This window comes from Vitreoscilla sp. C1 (assembly GCF_002951955.2).
Lineage (GTDB): Bacteria > Pseudomonadota > Gammaproteobacteria > Burkholderiales > Neisseriaceae > Vitreoscilla > Vitreoscilla stercoraria.
In genome coordinates this window covers 456931-473981 of sequence record NZ_CP019644.2, presented here as the reverse complement: position 1 = coordinate 473981, position 17051 = coordinate 456931, and the positions used below count along the sequence as shown (strand labels likewise).

Below are 17051 nucleotides of genomic sequence, written 5' to 3'. Positions count from 1 at the left end.
TTGAGTTTAAAAATAAAAATAGATTCACGTAATTTTACTTTTTACATTTGAACCATATAAAAAAGCGCCCTGTATCGTTACAGGACGCTTCTAATCACTTTATTGCAAATCAACCTTGACGATGATAATGCACAAAATCAAAACCAATGCCTTTGGCGCTGACATGTGGCAAACGCTCGCATTCTACAAATTGATTTTTGTCTATGCTTGGGAAAAAAGCATCGCCATCGACCATTAAGTCCACTTCAGTGATACGCAAATCGGTCGCCAATGGCAAAGCCTCAGCATAAATCTGCGCCCCACCCATGATGATGGTTTCCGCTTCTTGCGCACACAAAGATAAAGCGGCCTGTAAGCTGTCGACCACTTCTGCGCCTTCTGCGACATAATTTTGATTGCGGCTGATGACAATATTGCGGCGATTCGGTAGCGGTTTTTTAGGCAAAGATTCCCATGTTTTGCGCCCCATCACCACAGGTTTGCCGGATGTATAGGCTTTGAAAAACGCAAAGTCTTCAGGAATGTGCCACGGCATGTCGTTGTTGATGCCAATACATCCGTTTTTTGCTGTTGCGACCACCAAGGTGATGAGTGGTGTCATACCGCCACCGCCGCTTTGATGTGTGCATCAGGCTCGTAACCGACCAATTCAAAGTCTTCAAATTTGAAGGCGAACAAATCGGTCACTTCAGGATTGATTTGCATTGTTGGCAAAGTTTTAGGTGTGCGGGTCAATTGCAATTGCGCTTGTTCAAAATGATTGCTGTATAAATGCGCATCGCCCAAAGTATGCACAAAATCACCTGGTTTCAAACCGCACACTTGCGCCACCATCATCGTCAGCAATGCATAAGACGCAATGTTAAACGGCACGCCCAAGAAAATATCGGCACTGCGTTGGTACAATTGGCAACTGAGCTTGCCATCGGCCACATAAAACTGGAATAAAGCGTGACAAGGCGGCAACGCCATTTCATCGACCAAAGCAGGATTCCAAGCCGACACCATCAAGCGACGTGAGTTGGGATTGGTTTTAATCTGCTCAATCACATTGGCGATTTGGTCAATGTGACCGCCATTAGGATTGGGCCAAGAACGCCACTGATAACCATATACAGGTCCCAAATTACCATTTTCATCCGCCCATTCATCCCAAATCGACACGCCATTGTCTTTCAAATAGCGAATATTGGTGTCGCCCTGTAAAAACCACAACAATTCATGAATGATAGAACGCAAATGCAGTTTTTTAGTGGTTAAAACAGGAAAACCTTCGCTCAAATCAAAGCGCATTTGGTAACCAAAAACCGAACGTGTACCCGTACCCGTACGATCGCCTTTGTCTTGTCCATGCTCTAAAACATGGCGCATCAAATCATGGTATTGCTGCATGTGTGTACATCCCAATCTCTTATTTTGCAATGCCTTTTTGAAATAGACATGCTCAGAAAAATTTAAAAACACACTATTATACATGATTCTGAAGATGGCTCTAAAACCCACTCAGCCATCACTTATTTTGCAAAATGGTGCAAAACACAAACATTCAAGCACGATTCCCAAGCTTGACGCCGAACCAAAAAACACAATCAAAATCAATATCATACCAAGCAACAAAATCATCAGGATTATCATGGCACATTCTGAACCACCCAGCGCTTTACTTCGCCTCGGCTTTTCCGCAGAAGCACGCTTGCGCCATATTTTGATTTGTATTTGGCAAACTTTAGGTTTGCTGTTCATTTTGACATTTTTAATGCCTTATACTTGTGCTTTGGTCAGTAACCAGTGTTCACAAATCATGAGCTCTTCTTGGAGCACTTGGCTACCTCTTTGGTCTGGTTTCTCCCCATCTACAACATCTTTTATGTGGCACATCATTTTATTGGCTTTGGCAGTGATGTTGTTTAGAAATTTGGTTTTGAATCTATTACATGGTATTTTTCAAACGGAATTGGTCTTTGAAGAACATTGCTTGTATTGGTATTTACCGACTTTGCATCTGCGTACCAAAACCATAGATTTAAAAAACATCACCTATATTGATATTTACAACCACAATATCGATCACTTACTCAGTCAAGCGCCAGCCAATATTACCTTGCGTGCACGCCTCACGCCATGGCCATTATTAACCTACCATGCAAGAGATTTCACCAATAGCCAAGCCAATGACCACAACTTACCAACTTTGATTATGCTGCACTGCCCACATTTGATTTTTCGCTTTTTACAAAAATAAATGATCTTCATCACGCCCGAACACTGATTGCAAAGCCACCGTTATCTGTGACACAAATATGGCTGCCCCAATGCATTTATGCGACAATGTAAGTAACTATTATTCATATTGGGCGAATGAGCATGTTAGACAGAGAAGGTTATCGCCCCAATGTTGGCATCATCATCGTCAACAATCGCAATCAAGTATTCTGGGGCAAACGTGTACGAGAATACAACTGGCAATTTCCACAAGGCGGCATCAAACCAGGCGAAAGCCCAGAAGCAGCCATGTATCGAGAATTGATGGAAGAAGTCGGCTTGTCACCACACCATGTCAAAATCTTAGGGCGCACACGCGATTGGCTGCGCTACGATGTGCCCAGTACTTGGGTGAAACGTGAATGGCGCGGTTCTTATCGTGGGCAAAAGCAAATTTGGTATTTATTGCGCCTAACTGGGCGTGAATGCGATGTGTATTTGCGTGCCAATACCAAACCTGAATTTGATGCATGGCGTTGGCATGATTATTGGGCACCTGTCGATGAAGTCATAGACTTCAAACGCAATGTCTATTTGGATGCCTTACAAGAATTATCGCGTTTTTTAAGGCCGCTTGAAAACTGGGAAACCTATCAACAACGCAAACAACACTCTATTGGAATCAATGTCAGCCTGAACCAAGATGCGTGACTGAACCCACGCATCTTTTTTGCTCATCATAGAAGGATTACCATGTCAGATATTGTTTGGATGCTCATATTTTTATTGGCCTTTTTATCGTATCTTGGCGTTCTTTTGGGAGCAATGGCATGGATGGCTCAGAATGCTGCCAAATCGGCACCCAAATGCGTGGTTCATATTCCTAGCCAAGACAACATCTTGTCTACCATACAAACCTTTGCACAAGCTTACGGCTACAAACACCTGTCCGAACATAACGGCATACAAGTCTTTCGCAAAGGCAAGGGCTGGCTCACCAGCTTGACCGAATTGCACTTACAACCCAATACCGACGGCAGTGCCAATTTAGAGGTTTTGGAAGCGGTTAATTTTTTATTCAAAATGATTTACTTTCCCATCAACGCGCCCTCTTTTTTGGGAAAAGCTGTGCGAGCGCACAAAATCAAACGCATCAACTTACTGCTAGAACGCTTACAGGCCGCTCCAATTCAATTCGCGCGGACTCAGCCCAAAGGCAAAATCCGTTTAAAAAAATAAACTGTCACACTCTGATTGAAAAAAAGACCTTCAACCTCATGTAAGTTGAGCGGAATTTTGCCTGATTTGTATTGCATTTGTGGTAATACGGCAAAAACCGTTACACTAATCCCATTTTTGAATCGCTCACACTCCTTATGTCAGATTTACAGCAGCAATATGACGAATCCAGCGTCACAGTCTTAAAAGGCTTGGAACCTGTTAAACAGCGTCCAGGCATGTACACTCGCACCGACAATCCTACTCACATTTGCCAAGAAGTCATCGACAACGCAGCCGATGAAGCTCTGGGTGGCTACGCTTCGACCATCGCTGTCACCATTCATACCGATGGCTCGATGAGTATTGCTGATAATGGTCGTGGTATTCCTGTGGGTTTGCATCCTAGCGAGCAAGTGAGCGTCGTCGAATTGGTATTCACCCGTTTACATGCTGGCGGTAAATTCAATAAAAAAGACGGTGGTGCTTATGCGTTTTCAGGCGGCTTGCATGGCGTAGGTGTATCAGTGACCAATGCCTTGTCTACCCGTTTAGAAGTTACTGTCAAACGCGATGGTGTGATATCGAAAATTGTCTTTGCAGGCGGCGATATTATCGAGCCTTTGCAAGCCATCGGCACTTGCGCCAAAAAAGATACTGGCACGACGGTGCGCGTGTGGCCTGATGGACAATATTTTGAAGATGCTCACTATTCTATTGCTGAAATCGAACGCTTATTGCGTGCCAAAGCCGTTTTGTTGCCCGGTGTCAAAGTCAGTTTGACTTTGGCCAACTCTCAAGTGCAAGAATGGCATTATCCTGATGGCTTACAAGGGTATTTGCAAGATTTGGTTGAACAAAACCATGCTCAATTGCTGGTACCTATTTTACATACCGCACAATATATCGGCTCCGAGCATGACGATTTTCAAGCTGGCGAAGGCGCTGCATTTGCCCTGTCTTTTTTAGAAGAAGGTTCTATTGCCAATGAAAGCTATGTCAATTTGATTCCGACGCCATTGGGTGGCACCCATATTGCAGGGCTCAAACAAGCTTTATTCATTGGCGTTAGCAATTTCATTGAACACCACAATTTATTGCCACGAGGCATCAAATTACAGGCCGATGATGTGTTTGCCAAAGCGGCGTTTGTTTTGTCAGCGCGGGTTTTAGATCCACAATTCCAAGGTCAGACCAAAGACAAATTAACCAATCGTGATGCCTTGCGCTTGGTGTCTGCAGTGGCGGTCGATGCCATTGAATTGGCGTTGAACAAAGACACTGAAATTGGTAAAAAAATTGCCGAATTGGCCATCAAACAAGCACAAGCACGCCAGCGATCCGTTAAGAAAATTGAAAAACGCAAAGGCTCAGGCGTGGCGGTTTTGCCTGGCAAATTAACCGACTGTGAAAGCGAAGACATACGCGAAAATGAATTGTTCTTGGTCGAAGGTGATTCGGCAGGTGGTTCTGCCAAATTGGCACGCAACAAAGCCACTCAAGCGATTTTACCTTTGCGTGGTAAAGTTTTAAATTCGTTTGAAACCCACCAAGACCAATTGTTTGCCAACAATGAAATCCATGATATTTCGGTTGCCATCGGCGTCGACCCACACGGCCCGAATGACAAAGTGGATTTATCAGGTTTGCGATATGGCAAAATCGCGATTTTATCCGATGCCGACGTGGATGGCTCTCACATTCAAGTTTTATTATTGACGCTGTTCTACCGCCATTTCCCACAATTAATCGCTCACGGTCATATTTTTATTGCTCAACCACCGTTATTCCGCGTGGATGTCAATGCGCAAGGCAAAACCAAATCTGCACGTAAATTGTATGCACTAGATCAGCAAGAATTAAACAGCATTTTAGACCGTTTGCAACAAGAAGGTGTCAAAGAGACAGCATACAGTATCAGCCGTTTTAAAGGCTTGGGTGAGATGAATCCCGACCAACTTAAAGACACGACCATGCATCCAGATACACGCCGCTTGTTACCTGTGTCCATCCCAGAACAAGAACATGAACAAACCCATGCCATCTTTGTGAAATTGATGGGCAAAGGGGAAGCAGCCAGCCGTCGGGCTTGGATGGAAGCGCAAGGTCGCGATGTGGACGTAGATATTTAAGCTGTATTTTTACAGGCCGCTTCTACTGGAAGCGGTTTTTAACTTTCATTCACACATACAATCACAAAAGGAAGCACTGTGTCTGCATTTAAATCTTTGTTTCAACCTTTGACTGTCGGTCAAATGACATTATCCAATCGCATCATCATGGCACCGTTAACCCGTTTGCGCTCGATTGAGCCAGGCGATATCCCTGGCCCATTGGCAGCACAATACTATGCCCAACGCGCCAGTGCGGGCTTTATCATTGCAGAAGCCACACAAATCTCTGCTCAAGCCAAAGGCTATGCTGGTGCACCAGGTCTACACACCGATGAGCAACAAGCGGCATGGAAAAATGTTACTGCTGCCGTTCACGCTCAAGGCGGTAAAATTGGTGTGCAATTGTGGCACACAGGTTTGGTATCGCACCAAAGCTTACAGCCTGAAGGCTTAGCGCCGATTTCAGCTTCTGCCGTCGACATTGAAGCGGTTCGCACTTCGCTCAAAGATGCGCAAGGTCAAGTTTATCGTGTTGATACCACCGCCACACGCGCGGCTTCTTTGGCAGAAATTGAACAAGTGATTGCTGACTTTGCCGCAGCGACAAAACGTGCTCAAGCCGCAGGTTTTGATTTTGTGGAAATCCATGCTGCACATGGTTATTTGTTACATCAATTTTTATTGTCATCTATCAACCACCGTGACGACCAATATGGTGGCAGCTTTGAAAATCGCAGCCGCTTAATCATGGATGTGGTCGATGCATGTATCGCAGCTTGGGACAGTGAGCACGTTGGCATCCGCATTTCGCCTTTGGGTAAATTCAACGGCATGCCAAGTGATTTGGGTGAAGCCGAAAGCTTGCAATTGATTGAACAATTGCATCAAAAAGGCGTGTTGTATTTGCATATTTCAGAGCCAGATTATGCAGGCGAAGCCTCTTTAAGCGATGAATTGCGCCAACAAATTCGCCAACGCTTTACAGGCTGCTTGATTGGTGCGGGTTTGTATACGCCTGAAAAAGCGCAACGTTTGATAGATGCCAATCTAATCGATGCTGCCGCTTTTGGTCGTGCATTCATTGCCAACCCTGATTATCCTGAGCGCATCGCCCAACAAAGCGACCTGAATCCTTATCGTGCTGAAACGGTTTATGGCGGTGATGCGAAGGGCTATACTGATTATCCATTTTTATCTACCCACATAGAAAGCATGTAAATGACCCATACCTCAAACAGCTTATTGCCTTTTTTGGGTGTATTAAAAGTCACAGGCGAAGACCGTGCGGCTTTTTTGCACAACCAATTGTCTAACGACATTAATAATCTGCCTGCCTCTCAAGCTTGCTACGCCACTTACAACACGCCCAAAGGTCGTGTCTTAGCCAATATGTTGGTTTTAAACACGGGAGACGCTTTGTGGCTCATCATGGCGCAAGATTTAATCGAAGTCACAGCCAAACGCTTGCGCATGTTTGTGATGCGCAGCAAAGCAGTATTGGAAAATGCCTCTGAAACTTTAAGCGTGGCTGGCAGCTTACAACCTACTGATGAAGATTTTGATTTACCAGAAACGCCACCATTATTATTAAATGCAACAGAACAACAAGATTTTTGGCGCATTGCATTGCCACATGCTGGCGAATTACTGGTCGGCGATACTGCAAGCTTGCCTGAATACCATGAAAAGTCAGCTTACCAATGGTTGAGCCATGAAATCAATCATGGTTATCCATGGATTGTAGCAGCCAATACCGAAACTTGCGTGGCGCAAATGTTAAACCAACACCTTTTAGGTGGCGTGCATTTTCGCAAAGGCTGTTACCCAGGCCAAGAAATCATTGCCCGCGCACAATACCGAGGTCAGGTCAAACGTGGTTTGGTGATGTATGGCTCTCAGAATTTAGTGGAAGCTGGCGAAGCTTTGTTGGACGATGCGGATGAAGAAGTGGGCGTGGTCATTAACACCGTACCGCAAGCGATGGGTTCTTTGATTTTGGCAGTGGTCAAACACAGCGTGGGTGAAGAACGTTTGCACACTGAAAAAGCCGCTGGCTTAGACTTCAAACGCCGCTTTTATCAAGTGAATCCAGCATCATGATAGAACAGCTCAAACAATGGGTGTTTTCCGATGCCACACGTTTGCGCCGTTTTATGAATGTTTGGCCGCCATTTTTGTTTGCAGGCATTTACATCCAAGAGTTATCGGATGATTTTAGTCGTTGCAAAGTCAAGCTGCGCGCTTGGCCTGCCACACGCAATGTCAATGGCAGCCAGTTCGGTGGCAATTTGTTTGCCATGACCGACCCGGTTTATCCATTGATGTTATTAGGTATTTTTGGTAAGCAATATTTTGTTTGGGACAAAGAAGCCACCATTGAATTCATCAAACCCGCTTATCAAGCGGCGTATTTTGAATGTCATTTGTTGCCCGAAAAAATTGCCCAAATCAAAGCGGCCTGTAACGATGGCGACAAACATTTTCCCGTCTTGGAAAATCACATTGTCGATGCCAACGGTCAAGTGATTGCCAAAGTCAAACGCACTTTGTACATCCGTTTAAAGCCTGAATACCGTCGACAAGACTGACAAAATGCTGTCATCATTTACAGGACGCTTACAAGCGTCCTGTAAACATGGCTTAGCCTACAAACTACATAAAGCCTAAGGCCGTTTTAGAGCCTTGTTCTTTGAGCGCACATTCCGCTTGCAGCAATTGTAAAAATTGCTCGGCAGATTGTATCGGCGTAATGCGTGAACATTTCACCACCACCGCAAAATCCCCTGGCGTTAACACATGCAATTTGCCTACTGCATATTCTAAGCTGTGTGGACATGCCAAGCCAAAATGCTGACAATAGGCTTGAAACAATTGCCAGCGCTGTTCCAAACGCAAAAAGCCAAACTCGATTTTAAAATCAAAACGGCGCAAAGCCGCTTGATCCAAATGCTTCATTAAGTTGGTCGTTGCCACAAAAATACCTGAGAATGCTTCCATTTGTGTGAGCATTTCATTGACTTGTGTCACTTCCCAATTTTGGCTTGCTTGGCGGCGGTCTTGTAAAAAACTGTCCACTTCATCAAAAATCAAAATGGCATCGTCACGTATTGCCTCTTCAAAAGCCTCCGCAATCAAACGCTCACTTTCGCCCACATATTTGGACAATAAATCCGAGCCTTTTTTATACAATAGCGGCCGTCCTAATTGGCGTGCCAACCACTTCACATAAGCACTTTTACCTGTGCCTGGCGGACCGTACAAACACAAACTGCCGACCGCATGATTGGCCAAACCTTGTGACAATTGCTGTAAATCATGATGGGTATTGATCCAAGCCACATCGTATAACGCACCATAATCGCTTTTGCGATTCAAATAAGAACTGATGCCTTGCGCTTTGAGCGTGCTATGCAACAATTGCTTATACAAAACCGCTTGCTCAGCTGCACTGAGCACCTCGGCAACTTGCTCGGTGACTTTGTGTGCACGTTCTAACATCGCAGGCACCAAATCTTCATGCTCAGCCAGTTGTTCCACTTCGGCTGCATTCAAAAAGCCTTTGGTCAAGCGTGCAATCATCTCACGCCGCTTGGCTCTTGGAGGGGCTTTCATCTCAATGACCATGTCAAAGCGGCGCAAAGCCGCCCTGTCCATCATGTCCACACGATTGGTAATCCACACCGTTGGTACCGCATTTTGTTCCAACATGCGATTGAGCCACGCTTTGTTCAATTGATAGTCTTTTTGCTCCGTATTAAAGACGTCTTCGACTTCATCAAATAACAATAGAATGTTTTGCTTGGCGAAAATATGCTGCGCAGCACGCAACGCACTCATGCGTGCCTCACGGTTAGCAGGATTCCCTTCATCATCTGCCCATGCCACTTCAATGCATTCTAAACCCAACTCTTGCGCCAAAGCGCGTGTGAATTCGGTTTTGCCCGTACCTGCCACACCGTAAATCAAAATATTGCAACCTGCTTGCTGTTGCGACATGACTTTAGGCACATAATGGCGCAAGGCAGGCACCAAAGTCCCCAAGTGCGCAAAATCATCCAAAGCCAATTCGGTATTCGGTGCCACATGAACATGGCGTTTGAGCAACTCAACTGGACTGATACACTCCAAACACATCCAAGTGGCAAAATAACCACTCATCAAATCAATCTTGCTGCGCAAAGGATATTCACTGCTGTGATCAACTTTAAGCAAACCTGTGTGAAACAAAGTTTGCTGATGCCCTAAAGCTTCTCGAACATCGGCTTCAGGCAATTGTAAAATTACCGACAACGCCAAAACCACCTGACGGCTGTTCAGCTCGCCCATCAATTGTGCGGCTTGATTCAATACATTGTGATGGTAAAGCAAAATCACAAAAGTCAGAATTTTGCTTTCGGTGGCATTCAAGCCTAACAATTCTTGCCAAGCAGCAATATTGGCTTTCAAAACATTAGGGACACCTTTTTCGTACAAACCATCCCAATGAATGTGTTGTTGCCATTGCATATAATGTCGCTTAAGCTGCGCTCTGGCGGCAATCGGTTCATATTCATCTTCGGTCTCAAACCACAAATGTGCTTTTAACAAATTGGCCACATTCATGTCTTCAAAACCATGGTCACCAATGAAATCCAGTTGACCACCCAAAGGCAACAACATCTGCCAAATCCAAGCCTGCAACAACAATTCGGTAGCAGGGTCGATTTGGTTTTGCTGCAATAAAGACAAAGGATCGATAGGCTCTACATCTTCTACATCAATTTCATCGCTCACACGTTTCTCACTCTCTGACATAGATTCCTCTCACACTGATTGCTCAGTCGCGACGACAAATTTCAACAGCTTCTTGGATAGAAGATACCCCATGTAGGGTTAGTTGGGGAAAATCACTTTTTTGACGCGGCAAATTGGCTTTGGGAATGATGGCATGGGTAAAACCCAATTTCTCAGCCTCTTTCAAACGCTCTTGCCCACGAGATACAGGACGCACCTCGCCTGACAAACCTATTTCACCAAACACAATCATTTTTTGCGGCAAAGGTCGATTGCGATGGCTAGAGACCATGGCCAAAATCACTGCCAAGTCAGCAGCAGGCTCCATGATTTTAACGCCACCCACCGCATTCAAAAACACATCTTGATCAAAACAAGCAATGCCTGCATGGCGATTGAGGACGGCCAATAGCATCGCCAAACGATTTTGCTCCAAGCCTACAGTCAGGCGTTTGGGTGTGAAACCATGTGCATCGTCTACCAAAGCTTGAATTTCTACCAATAATGGACGACTGCCTTCTTGCGTGACCAATACACAAGAACCGGGGACATCATCCCGATAAGACGCCAAAAAAATCGCTGATGGGTTTGCCACACCTTTCAAACCTTTGTCCGTCATCGCAAACACACCGAGCTCATTGGCAGCACCAAAACGGTTTTTAATGGCTCGTATCATACGATAATTACTGTGCGTATCGCCTTCAAAATACAAAACCGCATCCACCATATGCTCTAACACACGAGGTCCTGCAATGGCGCCATCTTTGGTCACATGCCCCACCAACAAAATGGTTACACCTGTTTGCTTGGCCACACGTGTCAATTGCGCGGCACACTCCCGCACTTGCGACACTGAGCCTGGAGCAGAAGTGATTTGATCTGAATACAGCGTTTGAATCGAATCGATGACCGCCACTTTAGGCTGGCGCTCGCGCAGATGTTGCACAATGGCCTCTAGACGAATTTCTGCCAATAAGTGAATGTGTGCAGGATTCAAGCTCAAACGCTGTGCCCGCAAAGCCACTTGCTGCGCCGACTCTTCGCCTGAAACATACAAGCAAGCACGATTAGCCCCCATCAATGCGTTCGCTTGTAACAATAAAGTAGATTTACCTATACCAGGATCGCCACCAATCAAAACCACCGCGCCCTCAACCAAACCGCCACCTAACACACGGTCTAATTCAGACAAACCTGTACTAGAGCGAGGCACTTCTTCAGCGGTAATATCTGCCAAGTTTTGCACTTTGCTGCTGGTTTGGCTCCACGCATCAAAACGGTTTTGGCTTTCAGGCAAAATGACACTTTCTTGCAAGGTATTCCATTGCCCACAAGCAGGACATTGCCCCTGCCATTTCAAAGTGCTACCACCACACTCTGTACATTGGTATTGCGTTTTAACTTTGGCCATAATCTTTCAGGACGCTTGTATGGGTTGCTAGAATACAGATAACAGATACACGCCAATGCCAATTGCTTTCAGGACGCTTGAATCTTCACTTTGGTCAAACACATTAAATACTTTTCCAATCAGCCAAACACATGGCTGCGGCCATTTGACCACTTTGCACTGCACCTTCTAAAGTTGCAGGATAATGCGGGTGACAATAATCGCCTGCCAAATACACGCCTTGCTTATTCAAAGCAGCCATAGACGGCAAAGCTCGGTTAACGGTTGCATGAGCCGTCGCACGTTTTTCAGTAATGACTTGTGAAGCCATAGGCTGAGGCAAATTGGGTTGCCATTGCAACAAATCTTGATGCACAGCATCCGCCCATTTTTGCGGTGTCATGTTTTCATGCTGCTCAGACACACTGATGACCACTGCCACTTCGTTGCGATGATTGGCATTCAATTGATCACGATGAATCACCCATTGACTCAAACCATATGCCGTCCCTTGAATGGTATGTGGCAAAGTCAATGGCTCAGGATAACGCAGATAAACTGTGGTAATCGCGCTGTATGTCAATTGTTCAAAATAAGTTTGCACCGAAGATGCATGCTCACCCAACACATCGACCACATGATAAGGCGCAGTCGCGACAATCACACGATCAAAACATTGTCCATCTACAAACCAATGTCGACCATCCACATCTTTTGGTAAATTTTGTACGCGGGTTTGCAATTGTATATTGACACCATGGCGACGCAAATAACGGCAAACAGGGTCAACCCACCACTGCTGTAAATCCACTTGTGCCAAACAAAAATCACTGTCTTGACGCTCGTTGAGCATCCCCTCTGTCACCACTACTGCCAAAATACGCAAACTGGCAATGTCCAGAGGTGTGTTCATGGTTGCCAAAACCAAAGGTTGCCAAAATTCAGCAATGTGTTTTTGCGGTACTTGACGCTGATGCAGCCAAGTTTGCACACTGATATCGTGAGTTTTCAGCCAAGAGACAGCACTTTTGAGTGCATATGCATCCTGTAAAAATCGCTTTTTATCAGAAAATCGCCATGTTTTGGCTCTTAACAAACCCCATATAACATGAACTGGGGCTGGTAATTTGGGCGTTGTAAAATCCAAACCATCTAATAAATGCCACTGCGAAGGCAGACGCAATGTGTCTTGCTGCGCCGATACACCAGCTTGCTGACGCAAGCGTAACACTTGATGGTATGCACCTAACAACAAATGCTGACCATTATCAACATGCTCAAATACTTGATTTTTAGCAGTCAAACCACGGGCCCTACCACCTGCTTGTTTGCTGGCTTCAAACACCGTCACTTTGGCATAGGCAGACAGCTGCATCGCAGCAGCCAAGCCTGCCCAGCCTGCCCCAATAATGGCTATATTCGGTTTCATGGCTTAAATCCAAATAACCATGTTTTCAAAGCAATGCGCAATTTACGCGGATTGGGAATGGCAATTTTATACCGTAAGACATTGTGACCACCGTCTTTTTGAATTTCATCCAATAAAGTGTGGTAAATCGCTGCCATGATAAAACCAATTTTCTGTGCTTGTTTGTCCTCTGGTGGCAACAAAGCCATCGCCTCTTGATACGTTCGATTAGCACGATCAATTTGAAACTGCATCATTTGCTCAAACTCAGGCGTGGATTTCAAAGCCATCAAATCAGTCGCCAACACAAAGAACTTCTGCAAATCTTCTACAGGCAAATAAATCCGACCATTGCGTACATCTTCGCCCACATCACGAATAATGTTGGTTAATTGTAAAGCCAAACCCATTTTGTCGGCATATTCCAAAGTTTGTGGGTTTTTAAATCCCAAAACTCGCACAATCAGACGACCGACCACACCAGCGACACGATGGCAGTACAATTGTAAGTCACCAAAACTGTTATAACGAGCTTGCTGCAAATCCATTTGCATGCCATCGATGATGGCCACAAACTCTTCTTGCGGCAATTGATAGTGCTCTTTGATGCTTGCAATGGCTTGGTGTACAGGATGCTCAGGCACCTCACCGTCCACAAACACTTTTGCCAAGTCTTGACGCCACCATTGTAAGGTTTGCATCGCCACATTGGCATCAGTGCAATCGTCTACAATGTCGTCTACTTCTCGGCAAAAGGCATAGATGATGGTCAAAGCATCTTTTTTAGATTGATTTAAAAATTTGAAACTGACCAAAAAATTAGAGCCGCTCGCGGCGGCTTTTTGCTGACAATAGGCCAACGAATCCAAAACACGCTCCAATCATATTTTCACATACATTTTAACGTGTTTTGGCCCACATGGCGTATTGCTTGTAAAAAAGAATCTGTTTACGTTTAATACTTGGTACAAGAAGAGCGAGCTGCCACGCTGGCAGCATCTGGACATTTAAATACTTCACCCGTTGAATCTGTATACAAACCAGCTTTTGACGTATCTAAAGGCGTCACGCTAACAAATGTCTTGTTACCCACCAAAGCAGCTTCAAACTCAAAAAACGCCGTTAAGTTATTTTCAGTGGTTAAGCTAACAGCTTTTTCATTGACTGCTTCAATTTCGGCATCTGTAATTTGACCTGCTCTTAATTTCAACACTTTTAATTCTTGTTGTAATTGCAACGCCACAGATCTAGCTTGGGTTAAACGGGTATTTTCAACATGACGGCTGTACAAAGGCAAAGTAATACCCACGATAATACCCAAAATCACAAGTGCTACCATCATTTCAGTCAGCGAAAAACCTTTTTGATGCAATCGACTCATACTCATCATCCTACCTTTATCATTGTAATTAATCTATTTCCAGCTGGTTGTTGATGCTAATGACAGATTGCACAGTGACTTCTGTTGTGGCATTTCTACCCCAAGCTCTTGCAGTAACACGATATAAAGTGTTACTCACATCCGCAGAAGGACCTAAAAACTCAATAATATAGCGAGGGGATTGAGAAACATTAGCGTCACTTAATATATATTCAATTGATTTACCATCAACAAATATATCTCGCTTCCAAGCAGGCGTATCAGCATAAGCGCCACTTCCTCCAGACTGCTCCATGGCAGGAGCACATAAACCATTATCACAGTCCTCAGTAAATAATTTCCCAGAGCCCACCATTTCATCAAAAAAAACATCAGCTCGAGGAACCAACTCTTCTAAACTGCTAGTAATTAATGGATTGGCTAATACTTCCGTAGGATGTATGGTTTCTAAAGCATACAACTCACCCGCTTTTAGAGCTTCTTCTGCCAATCCAAAAGCATATTTTTTATCCGCATCATTGCTGCTGATACGCATTTCTGTATTCAGCGTTTGGCCTCCAGCCAAGACCAACGTTGCAATAATCGCCATTAATACCAAAACGATATATAACGTGAATCCCTGTTGCTTTACTCGGCTATACATGCATCTGCTCCTCGCATGGCGGCATTCAATACCATCACTTGTAAGTCATTATTGCTGGTTAATGTTTCAGATGCATTGCTAATGGTATTGATTGCAGATGGGGTTATTTTCAACTGCACGCCATTAGGCGTTAATACTTGCATATGGCCTGAAGCATTATTTTTCTCTAGGAATGCAGCTTGACTAACAAAATAGCTTTCAGCCACAGTAGGATTATCTACAACCACACAGTTATTCACATAAATATATTCTGCTTTCAAGTTACTGACATGACTGGCCAGTAATTGTGGTGGTGTCCATGCGCCATTGGTTTGCAACTCAAACCGATACAATGCATTCGCTTGTGAATCACCTTGAACTTTACCTACCACATAAGCCACTGTATACAGATTACTTAAGTTTGCCTGTGATGCGAAATGTCCTTCACCGCCAATAGCACCTGTTTGATTGATGATATTTTTGATATTCTCACCTGCTTGATACATAGGAATATCACCCAAACTTGCATCCAAAGTCGCAGCATCACCCGCAATCGTTAACTGATTACGCTTTAAAATATCTACACGTTGACAACTAGACAATACCAATCTTGCTGAATCAGCAACACTATCGCCAGTAGAATTAAAACTCGAAGTAGTACCGCTTGGCACAGAAAATCCTGCCAAGCCATTGACGCCACTGCGTGTGGTTGCCAACAAAGGCTGAGGGTTGATTCCATAATTAAAAATCACCACATCAGAACCCGCAGCAGCAACAAACGTATTATCAATCGCACTCATGACATCAGAATCAGATGCCAAAATCCGTGTTGCAAAAACACGATCATCATTCGCTGTGGTATTGACATTGAAATAGCTGGCATCTTGATCTTTGTCCAAAGAGCTGTGATCAATACTTGCGCCATTATCTGTAAAAGTAGCTACGTTAGCACAACCAAACGTCCCTGCCATACGGGCATCTCGCACCAATAAATTGCTTGCTAACCGCAACTCTTGTTGGCGGTCTACTCGCATCGAAGCAGTTTCATTGACTCTTTGAGTGGCTACATATGCCCCACCTATGGCTAAAATAATCATTAAGCCTAAAGCAGAGGCTACTACAAACTCAATCAAAGTAAAGCCCGATTGATATGCATAAGACGATGGATACTGTCTCGACATACCACTCAAACGCGGTTTCGTTCCTGAATTAAGCTTCATATTTATTCTCTATTAACCAATCGGTACTTGGTAAGTATACAAAACCGCAGTATTGTCTTCATTCAATATAATATCTGTATTTTTATATTGTTCTGCATCTTCTAACTCTTGTTCCCAAATCACCTTCAAAACAAAATTCGTTCCAGCACCACCACAAGCAATTTTCTTATCATCTCCCGTGCCTGTAAAACTCGGTGCGGTGGCAATGCTATCTGATTGCTCTTGGCAAATATTCCAACTCACTTTACCTGAACTTGGAATTTGATTGATTCTCTTCACAAAGCTACATACATGTGCTTTGGCAACAGCTTCCTTATTAACGCCACTGGTACTCGTTCCTGCAGTGCCCGTTAAAGACAATGCACTGTCATCAGTACAATTTTTAGTAATGCTGCCATCAGTCAAATCCACATATGCACCAAAATCGCGCTGCAATGCCAATGCCTCATTGTTTTTTTCTACCAAGCTGCGTGCAGGATTCATCATCATTGCTTCAACAAAAGAATCACCAGCATGGGCAATAATGGTCTGATTTTCAGCCTCTCTGGCCGAAGTCACAGTTTTCAACTGCATGGAAACCAATGCCAACAAACCAAAACCCAACACAAATACAGAGACTAAAATTTCTAGCAAGGTTGAGCCATGTTGTCTGTGACTAAATGGGTAATGATGGTTTTTCATTTTTCAATCCACAAAACGATTAGGTTACTTAATGACTTTTAC

At 44.3% G+C, this 17051-nt stretch carries 17 protein-coding genes; 7 read left to right on the top strand and 10 right to left on the bottom strand.

The annotated features are described in order from the left end of the window. Positions 1 to 109 precede the first annotated feature (109 nt). On the bottom strand, positions 110 to 601 hold the full coding sequence (locus tag ADP71_RS02310) for a dihydrofolate reductase (protein ID WP_019957346.1): 492 nt from the start codon (positions 599 to 601) through the stop codon (positions 110 to 112). Next, positions 598 to 1392, bottom strand: a complete 795-nt coding sequence (locus ADP71_RS02305) for a thymidylate synthase (RefSeq protein ID WP_019957345.1) — start codon at positions 1390 to 1392, stop codon at positions 598 to 600. The genes ADP71_RS02310 and ADP71_RS02305 overlap by 4 nt, the downstream gene beginning before the upstream one ends. A gap of 241 nt (positions 1393 to 1633) precedes the next feature. On the opposite strand from ADP71_RS02305, the gene ADP71_RS02300 reads away from it, so the two are divergent. The 7 genes from ADP71_RS02300 to ADP71_RS02270 all read left to right on the top strand — a co-directional run bounded on the left by ADP71_RS02300 (position 1634) and on the right by ADP71_RS02270 (position 8122). After that, positions 1634 to 2242, top strand: coding sequence for a hypothetical protein (locus tag ADP71_RS02300; RefSeq protein ID WP_019957343.1), 609 nt, complete (start codon positions 1634 to 1636; stop codon positions 2240 to 2242). A gap of 122 nt (positions 2243 to 2364) precedes the next feature. Beyond that, a complete protein-coding gene (locus ADP71_RS02295) occupies positions 2365 to 2913 on the top strand; it encodes an RNA pyrophosphohydrolase (RefSeq protein ID WP_019957342.1) in 549 nt (182 codons plus the stop codon). A gap of 42 nt (positions 2914 to 2955) precedes the next feature. After that, on the top strand, positions 2956 to 3441 hold the full coding sequence (locus ADP71_RS02290; protein WP_051082961.1) for a hypothetical protein: 486 nt from the start codon (positions 2956 to 2958) through the stop codon (positions 3439 to 3441). 137 nt (positions 3442 to 3578) lie between these two features. Further along, a complete protein-coding gene (locus ADP71_RS02285) occupies positions 3579 to 5552 on the top strand; it encodes a DNA topoisomerase IV subunit B (RefSeq protein ID WP_019957340.1) in 1974 nt (657 codons plus the stop codon). 78 nt (positions 5553 to 5630) lie between these two features. Beyond that, the gene (gene nemA, locus ADP71_RS02280; protein ID WP_019957339.1) at positions 5631 to 6752 is read left to right on the top strand and encodes an N-ethylmaleimide reductase; all 1122 of its coding nucleotides are present in this window, start codon (positions 5631 to 5633) and stop codon (positions 6750 to 6752) included. Then, entirely contained in the window at positions 6753 to 7634 is an 882-nt protein-coding gene (gene ygfZ / locus ADP71_RS02275; RefSeq protein ID WP_019957338.1) for a CAF17-like 4Fe-4S cluster assembly/insertion protein YgfZ, read from the top strand. After that, the gene (locus ADP71_RS02270; RefSeq protein WP_019957337.1) at positions 7631 to 8122 is read left to right on the top strand and encodes a DUF4442 domain-containing protein; all 492 of its coding nucleotides are present in this window, start codon (positions 7631 to 7633) and stop codon (positions 8120 to 8122) included. Before ygfZ ends, ADP71_RS02270 begins: the two co-directional genes overlap by 4 nt. Before the next feature lie 64 nt (positions 8123 to 8186). Here ADP71_RS02270 and ADP71_RS02265 read toward each other — a convergent pair whose 3' ends face one another. The 8 genes from ADP71_RS02265 to pilV form a co-directional block, all read right to left on the bottom strand. After that, entirely contained in the window at positions 8187 to 10328 is a 2142-nt protein-coding gene (locus ADP71_RS02265; protein ID WP_171460861.1) for an AAA family ATPase, read from the bottom strand. A gap of 22 nt (positions 10329 to 10350) precedes the next feature. After that, positions 10351 to 11718 (bottom strand): DNA repair protein RadA, encoded by a 1368-nt coding sequence (radA, locus tag ADP71_RS02260; protein ID WP_019957335.1) that lies wholly within the window; start codon positions 11716 to 11718, stop codon positions 10351 to 10353. A 103-nt stretch (positions 11719 to 11821) separates the two neighbouring features. Next, positions 11822 to 13126, bottom strand: coding sequence for a hydroxysqualene dehydroxylase HpnE (gene hpnE / locus ADP71_RS02255; RefSeq protein ID WP_104931398.1), 1305 nt, complete (start codon positions 13124 to 13126; stop codon positions 11822 to 11824). Next, positions 13123 to 13974: a presqualene diphosphate synthase HpnD gene (gene hpnD / locus ADP71_RS02250; RefSeq protein WP_171460860.1), complete on the bottom strand. Its 852-nt coding sequence runs from the start codon at positions 13972 to 13974 to the stop codon at positions 13123 to 13125. Before hpnD ends, hpnE begins: the two co-directional genes overlap by 4 nt. A gap of 86 nt (positions 13975 to 14060) precedes the next feature. Further along, positions 14061 to 14486 carry a type IV pilin protein gene (locus ADP71_RS02245; protein ID WP_171460859.1) on the bottom strand — a complete coding sequence of 142 codons (426 nt, stop codon included), beginning with the start codon at positions 14484 to 14486 and terminating at the stop codon, positions 14061 to 14063. A gap of 28 nt (positions 14487 to 14514) precedes the next feature. Then, positions 14515 to 15129 (bottom strand): pilus assembly PilX family protein, encoded by a 615-nt coding sequence (locus ADP71_RS02240; RefSeq protein WP_104931395.1) that lies wholly within the window; start codon positions 15127 to 15129, stop codon positions 14515 to 14517. Continuing rightward, entirely contained in the window at positions 15114 to 16328 is a 1215-nt protein-coding gene (locus ADP71_RS02235) for a PilW family protein (protein ID WP_171460858.1), read from the bottom strand. Before ADP71_RS02235 ends, ADP71_RS02240 begins: the two co-directional genes overlap by 16 nt. A gap of 12 nt (positions 16329 to 16340) precedes the next feature. After that, on the bottom strand, positions 16341 to 17009 hold the full coding sequence (pilV, locus tag ADP71_RS02230) for a type IV pilus modification protein PilV (protein ID WP_158667067.1): 669 nt from the start codon (positions 17007 to 17009) through the stop codon (positions 16341 to 16343). Positions 17010 to 17051 lie beyond the last annotated feature (42 nt).